The sequence below is a fragment of the Siphonobacter sp. genome (assembly GCF_048595215.1).
In the GTDB taxonomy this organism is placed as follows: domain Bacteria; phylum Bacteroidota; class Bacteroidia; order Cytophagales; family Spirosomataceae; genus Siphonobacter.
Genome location: NZ_JBMDWJ010000267.1, coordinates 1 through 18344, shown reverse-complemented (window position 1 = coordinate 18344; position 18344 = coordinate 1). Strand labels below are relative to the sequence as shown.

At 43.7% G+C, this 18344-nt stretch carries 15 protein-coding genes; 13 read left to right on the top strand and 2 right to left on the bottom strand.

The genetic code is table 11. The features are described 5' to 3' along the window. Nucleotides 1–543: 543 nt before the first annotated feature. Nucleotides 544–822 carry a hypothetical protein gene (locus ACOJTG_RS16630; RefSeq protein WP_420154859.1) on the bottom strand — a complete coding sequence of 93 codons (279 nt, stop codon included), beginning with the start codon at nt 820–822 and terminating at the stop codon, nt 544–546. A gap of 464 nt (nt 823–1286) precedes the next feature. On the opposite strand from ACOJTG_RS16630, the gene ACOJTG_RS16625 reads away from it, so the two are divergent. Then, nucleotides 1287–1820: an XAC2610-related protein gene (locus ACOJTG_RS16625; protein ID WP_420154858.1), complete on the top strand. Its 534-nt coding sequence runs from the start codon at nt 1287–1289 to the stop codon at nt 1818–1820. A 474-nt stretch (nt 1821–2294) separates the two neighbouring features. Here the strand turns inward: ACOJTG_RS16625 and ACOJTG_RS16620 are convergent, their stop codons facing one another. Continuing rightward, nucleotides 2295–2825 carry a hypothetical protein gene (locus ACOJTG_RS16620; protein ID WP_420154857.1) on the bottom strand — a complete coding sequence of 177 codons (531 nt, stop codon included), beginning with the start codon at nt 2823–2825 and terminating at the stop codon, nt 2295–2297. 588 nt (nt 2826–3413) lie between these two features. Here ACOJTG_RS16620 and ACOJTG_RS16615 point away from each other — a divergent pair. From ACOJTG_RS16615 to ACOJTG_RS16560, 12 genes are all read left to right on the top strand, one after another. After that, nucleotides 3414–4475: a phage integrase SAM-like domain-containing protein gene (locus ACOJTG_RS16615; RefSeq protein ID WP_420154856.1), complete on the top strand. Its 1062-nt coding sequence runs from the start codon at nt 3414–3416 to the stop codon at nt 4473–4475. A 53-nt stretch (nt 4476–4528) separates the two neighbouring features. Continuing rightward, nucleotides 4529–5692, top strand: coding sequence for a phage integrase SAM-like domain-containing protein (locus tag ACOJTG_RS16610; RefSeq protein ID WP_420154855.1), 1164 nt, complete (start codon nt 4529–4531; stop codon nt 5690–5692). A 13-nt stretch (nt 5693–5705) separates the two neighbouring features. After that, nucleotides 5706–5978: a hypothetical protein gene (locus tag ACOJTG_RS16605; protein WP_420154854.1), complete on the top strand. Its 273-nt coding sequence runs from the start codon at nt 5706–5708 to the stop codon at nt 5976–5978. A gap of 110 nt (nt 5979–6088) precedes the next feature. Further along, nucleotides 6089–6748, top strand: a complete 660-nt coding sequence (locus tag ACOJTG_RS16600; protein WP_420154853.1) for a hypothetical protein — start codon at nt 6089–6091, stop codon at nt 6746–6748. Nucleotides 6749–6817: 69 nt separating this feature from the next. Further along, a complete protein-coding gene (locus ACOJTG_RS16595) occupies nt 6818–7093 on the top strand; it encodes a hypothetical protein (protein ID WP_420154852.1) in 276 nt (91 codons plus the stop codon). Between the two features lie 133 nt (nt 7094–7226). Then, entirely contained in the window at nt 7227–7709 is a 483-nt protein-coding gene (locus ACOJTG_RS16590; protein WP_420154851.1) for a hypothetical protein, read from the top strand. Nucleotides 7710–7793: 84 nt separating this feature from the next. After that, nucleotides 7794–8375 carry a hypothetical protein gene (locus tag ACOJTG_RS16585; RefSeq protein WP_420154850.1) on the top strand — a complete coding sequence of 194 codons (582 nt, stop codon included), beginning with the start codon at nt 7794–7796 and terminating at the stop codon, nt 8373–8375. Between the two features lie 202 nt (nt 8376–8577). Beyond that, on the top strand, nt 8578–9762 hold the full coding sequence (locus ACOJTG_RS16580; protein ID WP_420154849.1) for a PQQ-binding-like beta-propeller repeat protein: 1185 nt from the start codon (nt 8578–8580) through the stop codon (nt 9760–9762). 216 nt (nt 9763–9978) lie between these two features. Continuing rightward, entirely contained in the window at nt 9979–10761 is a 783-nt protein-coding gene (locus tag ACOJTG_RS16575; protein WP_420154848.1) for a hypothetical protein, read from the top strand. Nucleotides 10762–10771: 10 nt separating this feature from the next. Then, nucleotides 10772–11299 carry a type II toxin-antitoxin system VapC family toxin gene (locus ACOJTG_RS16570; RefSeq protein WP_420154847.1) on the top strand — a complete coding sequence of 176 codons (528 nt, stop codon included), beginning with the start codon at nt 10772–10774 and terminating at the stop codon, nt 11297–11299. A 1448-nt stretch (nt 11300–12747) separates the two neighbouring features. Then, complete coding sequence (locus tag ACOJTG_RS16565; protein ID WP_420154846.1) at nt 12748–13458, top strand: hypothetical protein; 711 nt, start codon at nt 12748–12750, stop codon at nt 13456–13458. Nucleotides 13459–13926: 468 nt separating this feature from the next. Beyond that, a partial coding sequence (locus ACOJTG_RS16560; RefSeq protein ID WP_420154845.1) for a PAS domain S-box protein occupies nt 13927–18344 on the top strand: 4418 nt, incomplete at its 3' end.

The window sequence follows — 18344 nt, the reverse complement described above, 5'->3', positions numbered from 1 at the left end:
TATATAGCTAACTGGTCATTCGCTTCGCTCATTGGTAGAGGATTCGTTATAGGTGCTTCGAATTGGTCCTCTTCTGAAAAACGAGACGCTGTAGTTTTTCCGAACTTAACGAAAAACCTCTCACGGTTATAACGTGGGATTATCTCACCTTTTGCTAAAGGTAATCCTGAGTTACCTTTTAGCTTTAGAGAGCCCAATTTTGGACTATCCGTTAACTTAGACTGAGGAGAACGCAATTTTGCGTCATCTGATGGCTCGGCGTTCATGCAACCGGGATCAGTCGCTTCCCCGGAATGGGGAGCAAGATGACAGGCACCCTTTAAAAGTGATTAAGGATTAATTGGGAGGTCAACTCAAAACGGAGTCGGCTAAATACCGGTGAGGACGGTATTATAATGTCTCCAAAAAAGATATTTAGAGGGCAATGAAGACTTTTTTGGGGTCACTACGCGTGAGTGGGCACTCTACTCAGGAGCTTAGGCTGCTTCGCTAAGAATAGGGAAACTTGTGCCTGGATTTCCTCTGCAGGCATGACCGGACGTGCTACCGATCAGCTATCACTTCAAATATCTCTTGCCGATACTGCTTGAACTGGGGTCTAAAGTCCTCGTAGATCTCCTGAAAAAGGTCTGGATGTTTTATGATTGCTTCATGAGCTTTCACGGCTCGCCTGGCTAAGTTCTCAAAACGTGACTGGTAGGCAGCATCACAGGGTGCCTGCTCAACTTCTAAAATATATCCGTCCACATAAACGGTGATCAGGGCATCCAGGCAGTCCCGAACAGCCATCGGTGTTACCACTTGAGGTATCGACTCGCTCATTGCTTTCTTCTCTAATTGTGGGTAGTGGTAAGCCTATTATTTGACAGTAAAAAGCCCATCTACTCATCGCAGTGGGCTTCATTAAGACCTATCTACTCATCGCAGGTAGGACTTAGTAGACGTCATCGGTCATCAAAGCCGCCACTCTTCTGACCGATTCAGTACTGTAAAGTTACCGATTTATTGGCAATAGATAAATACATATTCAATAAATGGAACGGTTTGCTCGATGAGCAGACTATTTTTCTGACTGAAAGGTCTCTTTACGTCTTTACTGGTTGCAATTGGGCTAATAAAGCATTATCTACGTCTCAGTAATTCTACCATAACTTATGAAAGCGTTCTTCTTCTTTGTGCTGCTAAATCTATAAATAATTAGGCAGTGCGTTCAAAATATAAACGATCAGGTCTCGTTGGTTAGCTACTATTTCAGCAATCTTAACAAATACAATCCTCTACTTCACATGTTTGCCACTCTTGCTTTCGTTTGCTTTTCAATTCAGGCCAACCCCACACCTACGCCACTCCAACTGTCTGATAAGCGCTTTCAATACAGCACTGACCAAAACACGAAAAATTCATCCGAACGTTGGCTCTTGGTTCAAAAGGGCAACAAAACTCTTCAGCGGATCCCTCTGACGGGCCCCGCAGCCGAGCAGCCTAGCAGTGAAATCATCTTGAAAGATATTAATTTTGACGGGCAAGCAGATTTAGTCATTACCAGTAATCGAGGCAATGTGAACAGCATGCACCAGTACTGGCTCTATGATTCTCAAAGCAAGATTTTTACCTTTAATCCTGTTTTATCCAATGACCTGGCAGGGTATGAGCTTACAGTGGATTCAACTAAAAAGTTGCTCACTGCGGCAGCTCGCTTTAGCTGTTGTGAGCATGAATGGAAAACCTACCGTTTTGTGGGTAAACAACTCAAATTAGTTGAGAAGAAAACCGTTAAGGGCAATGCCAAGGGCGAACGCACAAAAGTAACCCGGTACTAAATAGCCTTCGCCAAAGAGCCTTCCGGAGCTGTGTCCAGAAGGCTCTTTGGTTTAGAATCGTTTACCAACGACCTCGGCCACAGGTGAAATGTCTGCACTCGCACGGAGGCACCTACCCGAAAACCCCGCATTTCTCCACCTTCTCGCTCAAACCCTCTTTGCGGAGGCCCAATATATAGTAGATAGCTAAGTCGGATAGTTGGAAGGCTTTTCAAGGGCAGAATTGGGTGTAAAAAGAGCCTTTCAGGAGGCAAATCAGCCCATAAGGTGAGCAAAAACAACTTAGCTATATAGTCCACTGTGATAACCAAATTACAAGAAAGCCTACTCGCTGTCACGGGTAGGCTTCTTCATTGACTGCTATCCAGGTCAGGGTAGCGGTTTTTTAGAAATGTAGATAACGCCACGGTGGCCATTGCAGAACTTGAAGTCTTTTATTCCTCCACATACGGCAGCGGAGCCGGAGAGTGCATGCTAATAGGGTGGCAAATAATCCTCGGCTTTCAAAAATAGTAAGGGTAAAACAACTCCTTTCTGGCTATCAAAATTGACAGGATGTTTTAGGGGATAAAATGCAGTGAGGGCTCGAATGTTGTCGATTGAAAATGAAAGGGAGTCTAAGGTTGGGATAGACGTCCCGTAAACCTTAATGGATTTCCTTGTATCAGTGGGGCTATTGAGAATTAGTTGAAAACTATTTTGGTCAGTAAGATGGGTCTGGTAAGTGTTTTGCGGTGATTGAGCAATTAGTCGCTGGATATTATTTTGCAGACTTCCGAGATGCTCTGGACTAATTACGCCATGAAAATATTCCCACTTACCTCTCAATCTAGTCGCGAGCCAAGCTTCTCTGTTCTTTGCTATCTTGATTGAATAGCTCTTTCGTGGAGACCACGCATAAGCGTATGAGAAATCCAGTGTATCAAAAGCAGGCTGGTGCGTGTTTTCTTTAGGTCCAGAAGTACAGGCAGACACAAGGCAGGCAAGAAATAAGAATCGTTTCATAGCGGTGAGGTTATGAAGAGCCAATTAAGCAAAGAAAGCCTACTCTCCTCGTGAAGCCGAATAGACTTTTCAATTAACAGTATTTTGAAAGCCTGGATAAAGTTAGCAATTGCGAACATAACTATTTGACATTTAGATAATTAACTAAAAAATATTTGCCCTTTTCTATTGACATTTTGTTCTTCTCTTGTACTTTAGCAGTGTCTAAGTTTCAATAACGGGCAGCGATGCCCAACATATAGTTGTAGGGCTTACATTTGTGCCTGATAGTCATTTCTGTGTCTATACACAGCGGTGTTCTACCTGCCGTGCATCTCCTATTATGGTTGATGCAAGCCCGTTATTGGACTTAGACAGCGGCAAGGGGAACACCGCTGTTTTTTTGTGCCTTCTCTTCTAAACACAGGGCTTCATGGTTAGCTAGTTAATCTTTCCAAAAATTACAATTGAGTATCATTTACGCGGTCAGACAAATATCTGATTGGCAGAACTCTATTGTCTGAACAATAAACACTTATGAACATGAGATATAGTATAAACCCTCGGTTCTACCGAGATGAGACAAGTAATCCAAATCGCCCAGTATGCGTGAAGGTAAAAGTAAGGTTGCCGCACGATAAGTTTCTGATTAAATCAATTGATTATCAACTGACCGCTTTTGAGTGGGATGAAGAGGCACAACTAGCGAAGGGGGATTCAAAATATTTTACCGAATGCAACAGGTTAATCAAGGCTATTCGGAAGAAGCTCAAAATGTATCATGAAGGATGCATCAAGCGGCGGCGGCAAGTTTCTTCTGCTGCTATTGAACAAATCATTTTAAGACCTTTTGCCGCTAATACATTTTTGGAAGTATTTCGGTCATATCTGATTAGCACCGATTGTATCAAAAATGCTCCATCTACTCAAAGGTCTTTAAAGTCTAAGTATAACACGATTGAAGGTTTTCTAAAGCAAGAAAAGAGGCTTGACCTTCCTTGTGAAGAGTTTGATAGCCAGATGCTTCAAAGGTTGAAATCCTATTTAAACGAGATGTGTGGAGAAATCCGCCAGATGCAAGTGGTAAAGGCAATATGCCAGATACTTAGATATGCTTTACGTCAAGGATTTATTGATGCAATACCCTTAACTATTTCTAAAAAGAAGAGCTACACTTACGAGAATTCTTATAAAAGACAGGCTATTTATCTCACTCTTGAAGAATTAAGGCAGGTGGAGATAGTGAAGTTATCCACTAAATCATTGGAGCAATCTCGGGATTGTTATCTTTTTAGTTGCTATACAGGACTGGCCTATCCAGACCTAGTAAACTTCAAACCTACGCTCCTTGAACACTTTGAAGGAATGAAGGTATTTCGCATGCGGAGGCAAAAAACTGAAATGGAGGCGTTTATCCCAATCATTCCACAAGCGGAGGCCTTGCTTGCTAAATATCCTCAAGGATTACCGGTTTCCTCTAATCAAAAAATGAATCTATGCCTAATGGCTATTGCACTAGCTTGTAATATCGAAAAACCTCTTACCATGCACACCGCCCGAAAAACCTTCGCTATGACTGCTCTAAACGAGTGGAAGATGTCGATGGAATCGGTAGCTAAGATGATGGGACATCGGAACATCCGGGATTTGGGACTAACTATTCGAAAATAAGAAGCAAACAGTGAATAAGCCTACTTATACTCTCCAATTTAAATCCTAAAGTCATGTTAAATCAAATCACTCTTTATTTCTATTTAAGAGCTTCAATGAATCCGGAGAAGCCAGCCGCACTTAAATTGAGGATTACCTTGGAGGGCAAAAGGATCTTTGACCAAGTGCTAGGTATATCTCTACCCACTTCTAAGTGGGACGATGTTAAAAAAGTAGCCAAGGGTAACTCTGAAGAGGCTCATGATGCGAATCACTTAATCCGGCTCATTCAAGAAAAAATCAACAAGTATCGTAATCGGTGCTACGAGCAGAAACGTCCCATGGCTCCCAATGTCATCAGGCAGATTGTTCTTCGTCCGAATGCAACCTATACCTTCCTGGAAGTTTATCGGGACTATCTCAACAGCGGTGAATTTATGCTTAAGTCGGCAGGAACGAAGAAAACCTACCGATCTCGCTACAATACGATTGAGCTTTATTTAAAGAAAAATGATAAGGAGGATTTGCTTTGTGAAGACTTCAATCGATCTGAGGTCAAGCGTTTTCGGGCCTACTTATCAACATTCTGTGGAGAGATTTATCAGGTTAAAATTGTCCATGTTGTTCGTCTCATTTTGAACTATGCAGTCGAGGAAGGTTATCTAGAAACCTCACCTTTACACATGCTAAAAGTAGGATGTAAATACACCAAAAAGTTAGTGCATTTGACTGCTGAAGAGTTAACTCAACTTGAAGACGTTCAATTGCCTAATGCAAGATTAGAACATGTGCGTGATTGTTATCTTTTTTCCTGCTACACTGGTCTTGCCTATTGTGATCTGTGTGATTTTGACTACAAACTCATTGAAAGACACAAAGGAAAAGGGACAATGGCTTTCCGTATGCGGAGGCAAAAAACCGAAACGGAGGCATTTGTCCCGCTTATTGATAAGGCTCAGGCAATAATTGAGAAATACCCTGATGGACTTCCCGTATCTTCTAACCCTCAGATGAATAAGGCATTAAAAGAGATAGCTTCCGTCGCTCAAATAGACAAACTTCTTACGCTTCATACGGGCAGAAAAACTTTTGCTATGATTGCTCTCAATGACTGGAAGTTATCCATGGAAGCGGTGGCCAAAATGATGGGTCATCGCAATATCCGGGAGTTGTATCCTTATGCCCGAGTAGCTGAAAAACGAGTACTCTCTGAATTCGAGTCCATTCCTAATTTATAAACTCATACTAACTATGGCAACGAAAAACGCCTCCCTTTCAGCCGAACCCTCCAAGGCTGCCGAAGTCATCTTCCAAAAAGCAAAGACCATGCGGGAAGACTATGACTTTCCTTCCCTGCAACGTCACCTCAGCCGGGCTCATATCTGGTACGCTGCCTCAAATCTGTATGCAAACCTTGACGATGATGAAAGACATCACGCAGCCGAGTATCATCTGGCAGTCATGGATCTAATCGAAACCATCTGCCGCCAAATTGACGACCCAATGACGGCTAGTCACGTATAACGCTTTCCGTTCTTAAGTAATCACTCTGTTTTCAATGCTTTGCTCATCTCCGTCCTCACGGTGATCCAGGTAAGCTATGCGCTAAACCAGTCTAAATCCTTTCTAATACCATGAAAAACCAAGCACGAGTATCCGCACCATCTGCCCCTGTATCGCCGCTCTCAGTGGCTTATAGCAACACGCAGGCAAATATTAGCCGACCAGTAGAGATTACTGGGCACATCAGTCTTCCTGCCGAGTTCTATGAGAAGTACAAGGAATCCGAGGTCTTTCAAAAAGGCCTCCCTCGGGTAGAATTCTACCACACTGAGCGTATGATTCATTTGACGGCTGGGGAGGGCGATCAGACCATTTATGTAGTGGGCCGGTTGACTACACATGCCATTTACGAAGATTTGAAGGTCTTTCACCGGGAGTGGATGCCGTCAAAAGAAGCCGACATTTACTTTGAAGATCGTAAAAGCTACTTTGGCCCTAAGCATGAAGGTTATCAAGAAGTAAGCGAAACCCTTGATCAAAAGAAATTGGCTAGCATTTCCTGCTTTGACGACTTTAAACTTCATCTGCCCATTTTTAACGAAGTTCCAATGGATGTGGAGAATGGCAATTACGTCTGGCTGGAAATGGGCACTCAGCCTGATTTGACCGGGACGTCTTACGTGTACTTTATGTCATCCCAGTTTGCAGAGATGGCTCAAAAGGTGAAGGACGAAGTATTCGCCGAGCAGCGGGAACGGCTAAAGGACCTCATCTGTATTGACATCTACTAACCAATCCTCAGCCTCTTAGGGCTTCTCTAGGAGGCTGATCTTTTTCAAACTCTACAACTACTTACATCTATGGGAAACGATTCTCAAAAACACCAGAAGGTCTATCAAATCGCTGAAGGCTTTATCACTCGAACCGTAGTGCGGGAACTACAAGGCCACCTAAGCCAAATGTTTGCTCACTATGCGGTTTCTATTCCCTTTCATCAGCTGGAGGAAGATGAACGCTACGATGTGGCTGTGGCATTTACGTCAATGGTTGAACTATTAAGTAAGCTTGCCGAGGAGCTTCATGACGTTGATGCTCAGGATTACATAGCCTTGGGCAAACGGCAGGCGGCTGCTTAAAAAGATAGCTTTAAAACCATGAACCCGTCTGGCGTTGCTGGGCGGGTTTCTTATTGAAATCCTTAATGCCTATAAATAGGTATTGATTAAAAGTACAGAATAATAAAAATTGCTTCCCTAATAGTTAGATATCATGAAAAAACTAACCTATACTGTAATCTTCATTTTTTGTTGCAATAGCATTCTTGCCCAAAATGTTGGCTGCGGGCAAGCTGTAGCACAATTACAAAATTATGCTATTCAGGTAAATCAGATCTATCACAATGAATATTGGCAAGTAATACCTAGCATAAGGTGTCCTGCAGTTAATCAATTTAATCAACCTTATCATCCACAGCTTGTTCAAAATTGCAGAATGCAGATGGTAAATAATCTTAATCAATGGTATGGACAGCAATGCCTGTACGTTAATAATCTATATAGTCAAATAGTTAAGGGTTGTGTAATACAACCTACAAGTTACCCAAGGCTTGATTCAAGATTAGGACCTGATTCGAGCAAGGAAAGTTCTCCAATTGATGTCGACCAAATCGATGAATTAGTCGCTGATGTTGATGATACTAAAGCTTTAAAAATCACTATTCCTAAAACAGCCTCTGGATTTAAACCTAATTAATTTACAGTTATGATAAGGCCTTCTATTTTTATATTAATTGTGATTATATTATATCCAAACACAACATTGGTCAATGCACAGACTGTGAGTATCAAGCCTAACCATGGTGTATTTTGTGGGTTTGATATATATAAAGGCTATTATATGCTTCCTAAACAGCAATATATTGCAAGTGAATCCAGAATTGGCGACGATACTGGAATCTCTGATGTAATACAAGAAATATTAAACTCTTTAAAAATAACAGTCCCAATAAAAGTATATATTGCTAAGGATGAAAACAATTGTTTTGCTACCATATCCAATGGAAAAAGAATAATTGTGGCAGATCATTTATTTTTACATAATGTAAATAAGCACTCGAAAACAAATTGGGGAGCAATTTCAATTCTTGCTCACGAAGTAGGTCATCATATTGCAGGTTTTGCAAATGATCAAGCATCAAAATTAAATAGTGAATTAGATGCAGATTACTGGAGTGGATATATTCTTCATAAACTAGGAGCAAGCAAAGATGCCTCTGTTAAATGCATTATGCGTTATGGTACAGAGCATAATACTTCCTCCCATCCCAATAAATACTCTAGAGCTGAAACTATTAAACTGGGATGGGATGATGCTCTTAAAGGATCATATGATATAAAAAGGTGTGCAGAATGCAATTGATTTGAATTTTAGACATACCACTATAACATTTAAATATAACAAGCTCGGCTGTCGTCGGGCTTGTTTTGTTTAGGGAGCACTACGGAGATTTTCCGTTATGAGATTATTACATGACGGACACTACCTAGAATATACGTAAGATTGAGGATGTAATCTACTTCCTACTATCTTTGCTTCAACCCGTTGTCCACTACTGCTCTTTATGAAGTTCTTTTCCGTCGCTTTCCTATTCATAGCCCTTTGCTATACTTTCAGTGCCTGCAAAAAAGATAATCCTCCCGCTGAAGTTGAAGACGAACTCGCTACCAATCAAACGGTCTTCATGTCTGATTTCGATGGGGGGCTCTATGCTTTCAACGCCCAGACCGGAGAAGCCTTATGGGAAAAACATGTTGATAATGCAGTCCGTGATGGTTTTGTTGTTACCAACAAGCTAGGCTATGTGCCTAAGCATGATGGTTCCATTGAGGCATATGACATCAATACAGGGGAGATGAAATGGCAGGTGAAGCTGGAGAGTTCATCCTATCCAAATAATTTGATTGTTATAGACGCTACACTTTGTACCAGGGCAAGTAATCACTTAATTGGACTGGATGCGGCTACAGGTCAAAGGAAATGGCGAATAGATTCCTTTTCCGGAGGGATGCTTTACTCAAAGGATGGCATACTTTACTGGGAGACAGGCCCTGAACTAGTAGCCATCGAGGCCTCAAGCGGCACTGTCAAATGGCGGCTGGCTCATGAGAAGTACCCTCAAATACCCTACTGGATGGATGAAACACTCTATGGGTACGCTAAGGAAAGTGAAAGGGACCCTTCCAGCCACCAGTACCCATTTAAGATTCATCCATTCGTTATTTCATTTGATTTAAAGAAAGGAACGCTTGCCTTAAACCAAAGAATTCCGGATAAGTATTATCCAGGACAACTATTTGCTGCCTCTCCTGATCGATTGTTTATTAGCTATGGAGCTACCGCACCGGGTCGTCTGAGTTCCTGGTCAAAGAAAGGAATGAAACTCCTGTGGGACGTACCTATGAAGCTAGCCTTTGGTTTTGCTGCACCTTTCTACTCCAAATCCTACTTATATACGGGAAATGAAGAGGGCATCCTGTATCGAATCAGTGAGAAGTCAGGCGAATTCCAGGAGCTATGTCGGTTCGAGGGTAGAATTCGATCCAGCCCGGTGGTTGCCAATGGCGTGATCTATGTAGGGAGCGGCGAGTCAAAAACAGCAATCGAGCAATTGCATGCCGTAGACGAATCAACGGGCAAGATTAAGTGGTCTATACATATCAAAGGGTGGATAGCTAGGGTGGCTCCGATAGTACTCGACTCCAATGGCAAGATGCACTATCACTCTGCCTCTGCAATGCCCAAATGATAAGATGAAGTGACGCAAGTGCTGAAAGTGATGCTCAAACAAAATCTTTTTTACGGGTGAGCGATAACCATAAATATATCAAAAGTATAATATTATAAGACTAACTTACCGTCGTCAATAATTATAAGCGATGAATTTGTCGTTTATTGCTCTACAACTCGAGAGCAATATTGCAAGGGATATGTCATACTATTAATTATCCTCTTGGCTAAGCAGATGAAAAATGATTTTCAAACGATAGGCCTAAGACTTCATGGTGAAGGTATGAGGCCCAATACCTTAGCTGTAAGTGATCTATCTAACCTCAGTAAGGGGCTAGAAGAAGCTATCATTGCCCAGATACGCTACGAAGGACTAATAAGCAATGGGGAAGATCAGTATATAAGCCTGACTCAAATTAACGAGGGTAGTGCTCAGTTAATTTACGAACCGAAAAGCAACGCAATTAAAGTAGGCTTTATTAAGATCGTAGACGCTACCAAGGAAGACAAAATTAGGCGTCGCGGATTAGCACCTCAAGTTATTGACTTTATAGAAACATCGAAAAGCTTCGCAAAAAAACGCCAATGCATAGTCTACCTTGAAGCAAACGAGAACTTAGTTTCCGAAATTACACCTTCCACTCAAATTGAAGACGCAAAGGCATATCAAATAAAGGATTATTCAACAGTTTATGCCGAAGTAGTGCGTGTAGGAGGACCCGTAAATCCTCATGTTCTCCTAAAATTCGACCAAGAGCCAAAGCCCTTGAGTGTAGAAGTTACAAAGGAACAGGGTATTGCCTTAGGAAAGCTATTATATAAAACGGTTCGTTTAAGGGGGGAATCTGTAATTGACACAATTGATCCAAACAACTGGAAATTAGTAAGCTTCACAATTGAAGAAGTGTTGCCTTTTGACGGTGACAATCCTTCACTGGTATTTGACAAATTACGATTAGCGGCAGGAAAAGCATGGGATGCAGAACAAAATATCGAAGATTACTTGAATAACGATTAACCCTAGCCTTATGAGTAAGCTTATATGCATTGACACCAACATTACTGTATGGGGTATTAAAGAAGAGGCAGTTGAAGGTCAATTAGATATGATCCCAAGAGCAAAAAAGTTGATTAGTGATATAATCCAAAGTGGTTATTTACTATGCATCCCCTCTTTTGTGTTGGCCGAATCTTTGGTTAAGGTTAAAGATGAACAGCATCGACTTGAGCTATATGATCTTATTTGCAGAAATGCTCGAGTGGCCGAATTTGGCACTGCTGCAGCCCTGCGATTCGCGACATTATTCGAAGACTATTGCATTGCCAGACAAGCAGGAGAAGTAACTGACCCTCCTCAACGTAATCATATAAAGGTAGACTTTATGATTGCCTCTGTGGCAATAGTTCAAAAAGCAGAGTGTATATATACCAATGACCCACATTTACATAAGTTTTGCGGAAGGCTCATAGAGTGTAGAGGCTTACCTACAATGGATGAAAATCCAATAACTGGGCAGTTTAGCCTTTTTCCAATGCAAACACCCGTTATTAAATAACGGGCTTATTAACGCAACGCTTTAGATATATAAACTAGTCAAGTATACTCCCGAGCACCTGGCCAATCGCTGGGTGCTTTTTCGTTAACAATGTTATCACCCAAAACGGGGAAAACTACTTCTGTCGGTTATGTCGCTACCTCTTCCGCGTATTTGAGCAAAAATCAGAGTAGGAGAGAAGGGCCGCAAAGCCAGCCTTTGAGGTACAAATTACAGTAAAATGTACCCTATTTGTACCTTTTATAATTAATATGCTGATAATCAATAGTATTTACTTTTTGTATTGGCAAGTAATATTGCCAAAGTATGTCTGATTCACCCCAGGTTGTTTATAGATGACTTTCAAAACTAGCCATTAACTTTAGTGGTCTATGAAACGAACGGTTATCTGTTTTTTTTTAGGACTTTTTCTGCTGGGCTGTCAATTAAAGCAGGATCATTACTAGTGGCAAAGGCTTAAACGTGACAGCGGTATGGAGAAAAAAGTTCTAATGATCAAGCATAAGAAAAGAGCTTTCCCGAATGGTTATTCACTAGAACCCAGCACTGCATTCCAGCGTGAGTATTACCTGAGAGACGCCCTAAAGAATCGATTGATCTGGAGTAACGAGAAGGACGTTGATTTAAATACCTTAATACACTTGGAAACAAAGATGTTATATCTACAAGGGCAGCCTTATCGAATCGAACATTTTAAATCACAAATGATAGCCATCAACGAAGGGGTTGATTTATACTGGAATTAAACTAGGTCTGCTGTTGAAAAGGGCGACGTATTGGCTAGTTTACAGCGTTCTTCAATCGCAGGAGCGGTACCAAAATAAGAAGATTTGGGTCTTAGCGAAAGCAGCTTACCCGGCGATAAAAGAATAACTTTCTTACGAATTGGAACTTGGTAAACTGAAGGTTGCCTGCTTTGATGGTACCGATGATCTAACAGAATTCATTACCTCTCTCAAGGGCTGCAAATTCAAGATTTCCTGCGAGGTCGAACGAATTCCGAATCTGGTTTCGGCTTTGTGGAAGTTTCGAAGAATGACTCGGGCCGAGCTAGGCCTTTGGCTATTTCAAACTAGTAGTAGGAACTATTGAGCAAGGTACCCGCAAATGTGGTCTTAAGACGCTAGAGAATCGCAGAGTCTCTTTCGGCGAAGGTTACCGTAATGGTAGAGGTTGAATAAAAGAATATTCAGCGAAAGCGGCAGTACTAGACTTCAATACGCTAAGCCCCTTGTAACGGACTACAGAGGAGGTGTATTGCTGCTATAAATAAGTTCATTTTATTAATCCGGTTGATTATGAGTGACGGAAGCGATTAGATGAGTATGCAGTAGGAGCGTATGAAATACAAAGAAGTATATAGCCTTTTCAATTTGGAAAGGCTTTTTTTATTCAACACAGTACTATCTTTGATTGCCTAAATAAATCCCTTTGGTTAAACGCTCTATATGAAAATTTTTACCGCTCTTGTTTTCTGCTTAATAGCTAACACCGCTTTTTCTCAAATTGGTATTGGTACCCAAACACCGCACCCAAGTGCCCAATTGGAAGTCAACTCAACGAACAAAGGAATACTTATTCCACGGGTAACGCAGGCCAACAGACCGGGTAGTCCTGGTCAGCCCGAAGCTGTTAATGGCTTAATGATTTACCAAACTGATGTAGACCCGGGATTTTATACCTTCAATGGATCTGCATGGGATAAAATGGTTAGTAAAAGTGAAATTCCCAGTAGTACTTATTTCTATGGAGTGAATGGCTACACCCGTTATTTCGTTTTAGAGCCAATCGTACCTAAAATGATGAATTTTCCAGCTATCAATAGCTCGGCTGACTTTGAAGTTAATGAGGATAAAACCATTTTCACCGTTAAAAAAGCTGGGAATTATTTGGTTAACTTTTATATAAGTGCAAAATCAGAGTCTTTAGAGAATAGATATGGATATCAAGCAGCTTTATTTGTGGATCCCTATCCTAGTAGTCAGGCCTACGTGAGATCATCTGATTTAGATTATAAAGTGCAGTCTACTTCTATTATAAGATTAAAAGAAGGAGATAAAGTAGGGTTATATGTAGCTCAATATAATCAGCAAACCATTACGCTTCAACTGGATGATTTTGCTCAGGGGGCTTCTCTTACCTTAGTAAGACTTAACTAATTTGTTGATCGATAATTAGGATAGCCTATCACCTTAGAAAGGCTATTGTCTATCTCATACTGTAATGAGTAGATAAGAGGACGCTAGGTATCAAAACGTTCGAATCAATCATGGAAGCCTGTAATGGTTGTAGCTGAATAAAAGCTAGCTATACGCAAACGTTGTGAATACTCTGAATGAAAAGAGATCTCTGACCCGTCTGGCATTGCTGGGCGGGTTTTTTTAGTGATTCGTATAGTAGTAAGCGTACGAAACAGTAGTCCTATAGCTAGCGAAGCAAAATCATTGTAGTAGGAAGCCTCAGTAACCCGAGTTTTCTTGACTTAGGGTAAGAAAATTAGCTGTCCTGAAAATGATAGTTGGAATAGACTTACTTAGACATTCATTCCCGCCAGAATTGAATCCCTTTTGCTACCTAGGGATTACGCACGATTACTAGTTGAGTTCCTCCGACCCTATTTTATCGTTATGGATGCTAATCAAAGCAGTTCGCATGCTTCTACTCAAGCGGATGAGTATCAAACTTTACTGGAATCCTTTGCCCAAGCTTTTTGGGAAACCGATGCCCAAGGCACGGTCACTACCGATTCTCCCAGCTGGCGGGCCTATACGGGCCAGTCGCTGGAAACGTGGCTAGGGGAAGGCTGGGCCCAAGCGGTGCACCCCGACGATCAGGAATACGCCCTTGCTCAGTGGCAGGAAGCGGCTAAACGGCTCTGGCCCGTAAACGCTGAATTTCGTCTGCAACGACCCGGGGGTGGTTGGCGGTGGACCAACGTGCGGGCTACGCCGATCCTTAACGCCGACGGAAGCGTCAGAAAATGGCTGGGTATCAACATTGACATTCAGGCCAAAAAAGAGGCCGAAGCAGCCTTACGGCATACGCAGCAAACCTACCAGCAAGAGCTTGAGCAGCAGGTAGCCGAGCGAACCCAGCAGTTACAGCAAAGTCAGGCTTTACTCCAGGCCACCCTGGATAGTACGCTGGAAATGATCCAGGTGTTTAGAGCGGTACGCAATCAAGCCGGTGAAATCATTGACTTTGTCTGGACTCTTAATAATCAGAGCAGTAAGCAGCAGTACGGGGATGTGATGGGCCAGAGCCTGCTCACGCTCAATCCCGGCGTGAAAGCAGTGGGCATCTTTGATACGTTTAAGCAGGTATGCGAAACGGGCATCGCGGATCAGTCCGAGCGGCACTACGTCCATGAACAGTTTGACGGGTGGTTTTACCAATCGACGGTTAAGTTGGGCGATGGGGTAGCGACCACTACGACTGATATTACAACTCGTAAGGAGGCCGAAACCGAGTTAAAGGCCACTAAAGAATTGTTGCAGGCGATTATCGATAGTTCCCCTTACATTATTCAGGCCTTTCAGGCCGTAAGGGATGATGCTGGTACTATCATTGATTTTACCTGGATCATGAACAACCAGCGGGGTATTGAGCAGAATGGAGAAATCATTGGTCAACGCCTGCTGAGCCAAAGCCCCGGCGTCGTAGAAACCGGCTTGTTCGAGAAATTCATACAGGTTACTCAAACGGGCATTTCCATCGAGCAGGAGCAGTACTATTCCCACGAACAGTTTCAGCATCAGTGGTTTTATCAGACCTTAGTAAAAATGGGGGATGGCTTCGTGATGACTACCCAAGATATCACGGAGAAGAAACAAGCGGAACAGGAGCTCAAAGCAAGCAAAGAATTAGTGCAGACCGTCTTTGACGTTACGCTGAATCCCATTGCTTATCACAAAGCCGTACGGGATGAAAACGGCACCCTGGTTGATTTCGAGTTTCAATTAGAAAACCAGCAAGCCCGTAAATATGCCCACCAAGACCGAAGGGGTCAGCGGTATTCACAGGCGTATCCCGGTATTAAAGACGCACTCCTATTCAAACTGTATCGGGAGGTGGTAGAGACGGGTACTGAATTGAACACCGAAGTTCAGATTAACCTCAAAGGCATGGACCGCTGGTTTCATCTGATGGCCGCTAAACTGGAGGATGGCTTGGTGGCTACCGCGATCGATGTCACGCAGCAAAGAAAAGCGGAGCAGGAATTACTTGAGCAAGCACATCTCATTCGGATGATTAGTGAAATTTTGCCTGATATTGTAGCCGTAGTCGAGCTTCCCTCTAAAAAGATCCTGTATGCTAACCGCAATCCAATGGTTATGCTCGGTTTCGACCCCGAGGAAATGGTATCGATGCCTTTTGCGGATCGGATGAGTTTGTTTCACCCCGAGGATTTGCCCACTATCCAGGCCTATTATCAGCGGTTTGAGACCCTGGCAGACGGAGAGGAAAACAAGACCGAATATCGGCTGAAAAATAAAAAGGGTGATTGGGTGTTACTATCCATTCGTGGCAAAGTGTTCAAGCGGGATGAAGCGGGTCAGGTAACTCAGTTTTTGATAATAGCAACCGATTATACGGAACGCAGAAAGGCCGAGCAGGAAAATCTTCGACTGAAAGACGAAATCGCTAAACGTGCTCAGGACAAGTACCATACCCTGTTTAACTCCATAGCCGAAGGCTTCGGTATTATTGAATTAATCTATGATGAGACCGGTCACGCCGTAGATCATCGTTTCATCGAGGTTAATCAAGCCTATCTATTGCACACGGGGCAGGAAGACCCGACTGGCAAGCTCGGCTCCGAAGTCGCCCCTGGTACGGAATACTCTTGGTTGGATACGTACCAAAACGTGATCGATACCGGAGAGCCAGTTTTTCTCGAGAACTATCACGCTGACTCCGAACGCTGGTATAAGTCGTATGCTTCACGTATTGGTGGGTCAGATAGCCATCAGGTCGCTGTTGTTTTTGAAGACATCACCGAACGTAAACGCCAAGAAGAACAACTGGCATTCTTAGCTGAACTAACCAAAGATCTGATTGATCTAAAGCCCATTAAAGATACGGTGGGCTCGCTGGCGGAGAAAATTGGCAGGCATTTCAAGGCCCAATGGTGCAATTTCGGGGAAGTGTCTGACACGTTGGAAGTAGAGGTATTCATGGATGGCTGGACGGCCGATAACGTACCCTCAGTAAAGGGACGCCACCAGATCAAGGACCTTTGGAGCGAAGAACAAATTGCCAGCAATAATGCCGGCGAACTGATCGCGGTAAACGACACGGAGAGCGACTCCCGGGTGAGCAAAGAGGCGTATGCGGCCTTGCGGATCCGGTCTTTTGTCGCGGTGCCGTTGGCCCATCAGGGTGCCTTCAAGTTCATGCTGGGAATCGCAGCGATGCAACCCCGGCGGTGGCGTAAGGACGAGATTGAATTAATAAAGGAGTTGACCACGCGGATTTGGAACCGGCTGGAAAAAGCACGCATCGAAGAAGCCTTGCTGAAAAGCGAAGAAAAATACCGCACCTTGTTCAACTCGATTGACGAAGGGGTTGCCATTGTGGAAGTCTTTCCCGACCAGCACGGGCGTATCACCGACATGATTTGGCGGGAGGCGAACCCGGGCGTTGAGCGTCATGCGGGAATAGGCGGCTGGGTGGGCAAACGAGCCAGTGAAATAGTGCCCCATCTGGAGCAGGCTTGGCTGGATGCGATGAGTAACGTGTATCAAACCGGCGAGTCCGTGCGGATGGAAGCCTATAACGCTGACCTGGGCCGCTGGATTGATACGTACTACTCGCGAGTCGGCGGGGCGGGCAGCCCGTTCGTGGCCGCCGTGTTCCAGGACATCACCGAACGTAAGCAACAGGCCGAAGAGCAGGCTTTCCTACTTAAATTTTCTGACGAACTACGAACCCAGCTAACGGCGGATGCGGTAGCGAACCGAGCCCTTGCATTACTCATCGAGCAATTACAATTGGATCGCAGTTACATTACCTCGTACTATGTAGAAGAAAACCGAGCCGACCTTGATTATCAAATTGGCAACGATACCGTGCCCCCCTTGCCTGACCACTTTGTTTTGTCCGACTATCCGGAAGCGTTTAAAGCTATTTTCGATCAGACTTTCGTCATTGAGGACGACTACGAAAGGCAAGGACTATCCGAAGCCGAGAAGCGAAACAGTAAGAAACTGGGCATGCGAGCGATGGTGGCCTCGACTTTGCGTAAGGGTGAAAATAAGCCCTTGTGGTCAATGGTCGCGATCTCATCACGTCCTCGCCGCTGGACATCCCGGGAGATTAAGCTGGTCGAAGAAGTAGCAGAACGTACCTGGGCGGCGGTGGAACGGGTAAAGATGGAAGAAACCCTGCGGCAATCAGAACAGCGGATTCGGCTGGCGGTAGAGGCCGCCCAGATGGCCACTTGGGAATGGGATTTAGTGACCGACCAGGTGTATTGGAATGAAGAGCATTTCTACCTGTTAGGCATGAGCGTCGAGCCTAACCCAATTCCTTCCAGTGCATTTACCCGCCACCTGCATCCTGAGGATGCTGAATCGATTGTGGCTCAACTACAAGAAGCCATTACGAAGCGTACGCTTTATGATGCGGAGTTTCGAATGATACGGGAGGATGGAGAAACGCGATGGATGAGCGGCTATGGAAGAGTCACTGCTGAGGAAAATGGCCAGCCCCTGCGGGCTAGCGGAGTTATGGTTGACGTTACGAACCGTAAGGTCGTTGAAGAAGCCCTGCGGGAAAATGAAGCCCGACTGGCTGCCCTCTTTGAAAGCCTTCCAGTGGGCGTTGGCGTAATGGATAGCTCTGGAAAGATCGTGCTGAGCAATCAGAAAATGGACCATTACATGCCCGGTGGTATCATTCCTTCTCGGGATCTAGACCATCCGCAACGCTGGCGTGCGTACGATGCCGAGGGGCAAGCCCTGGCCTTAGAAGAGTATCCAGGATTACGGGCATTGAGCGGGGAGTCAGTCGTTCCGGGTATTGAAATGCAGTATACCGAAGA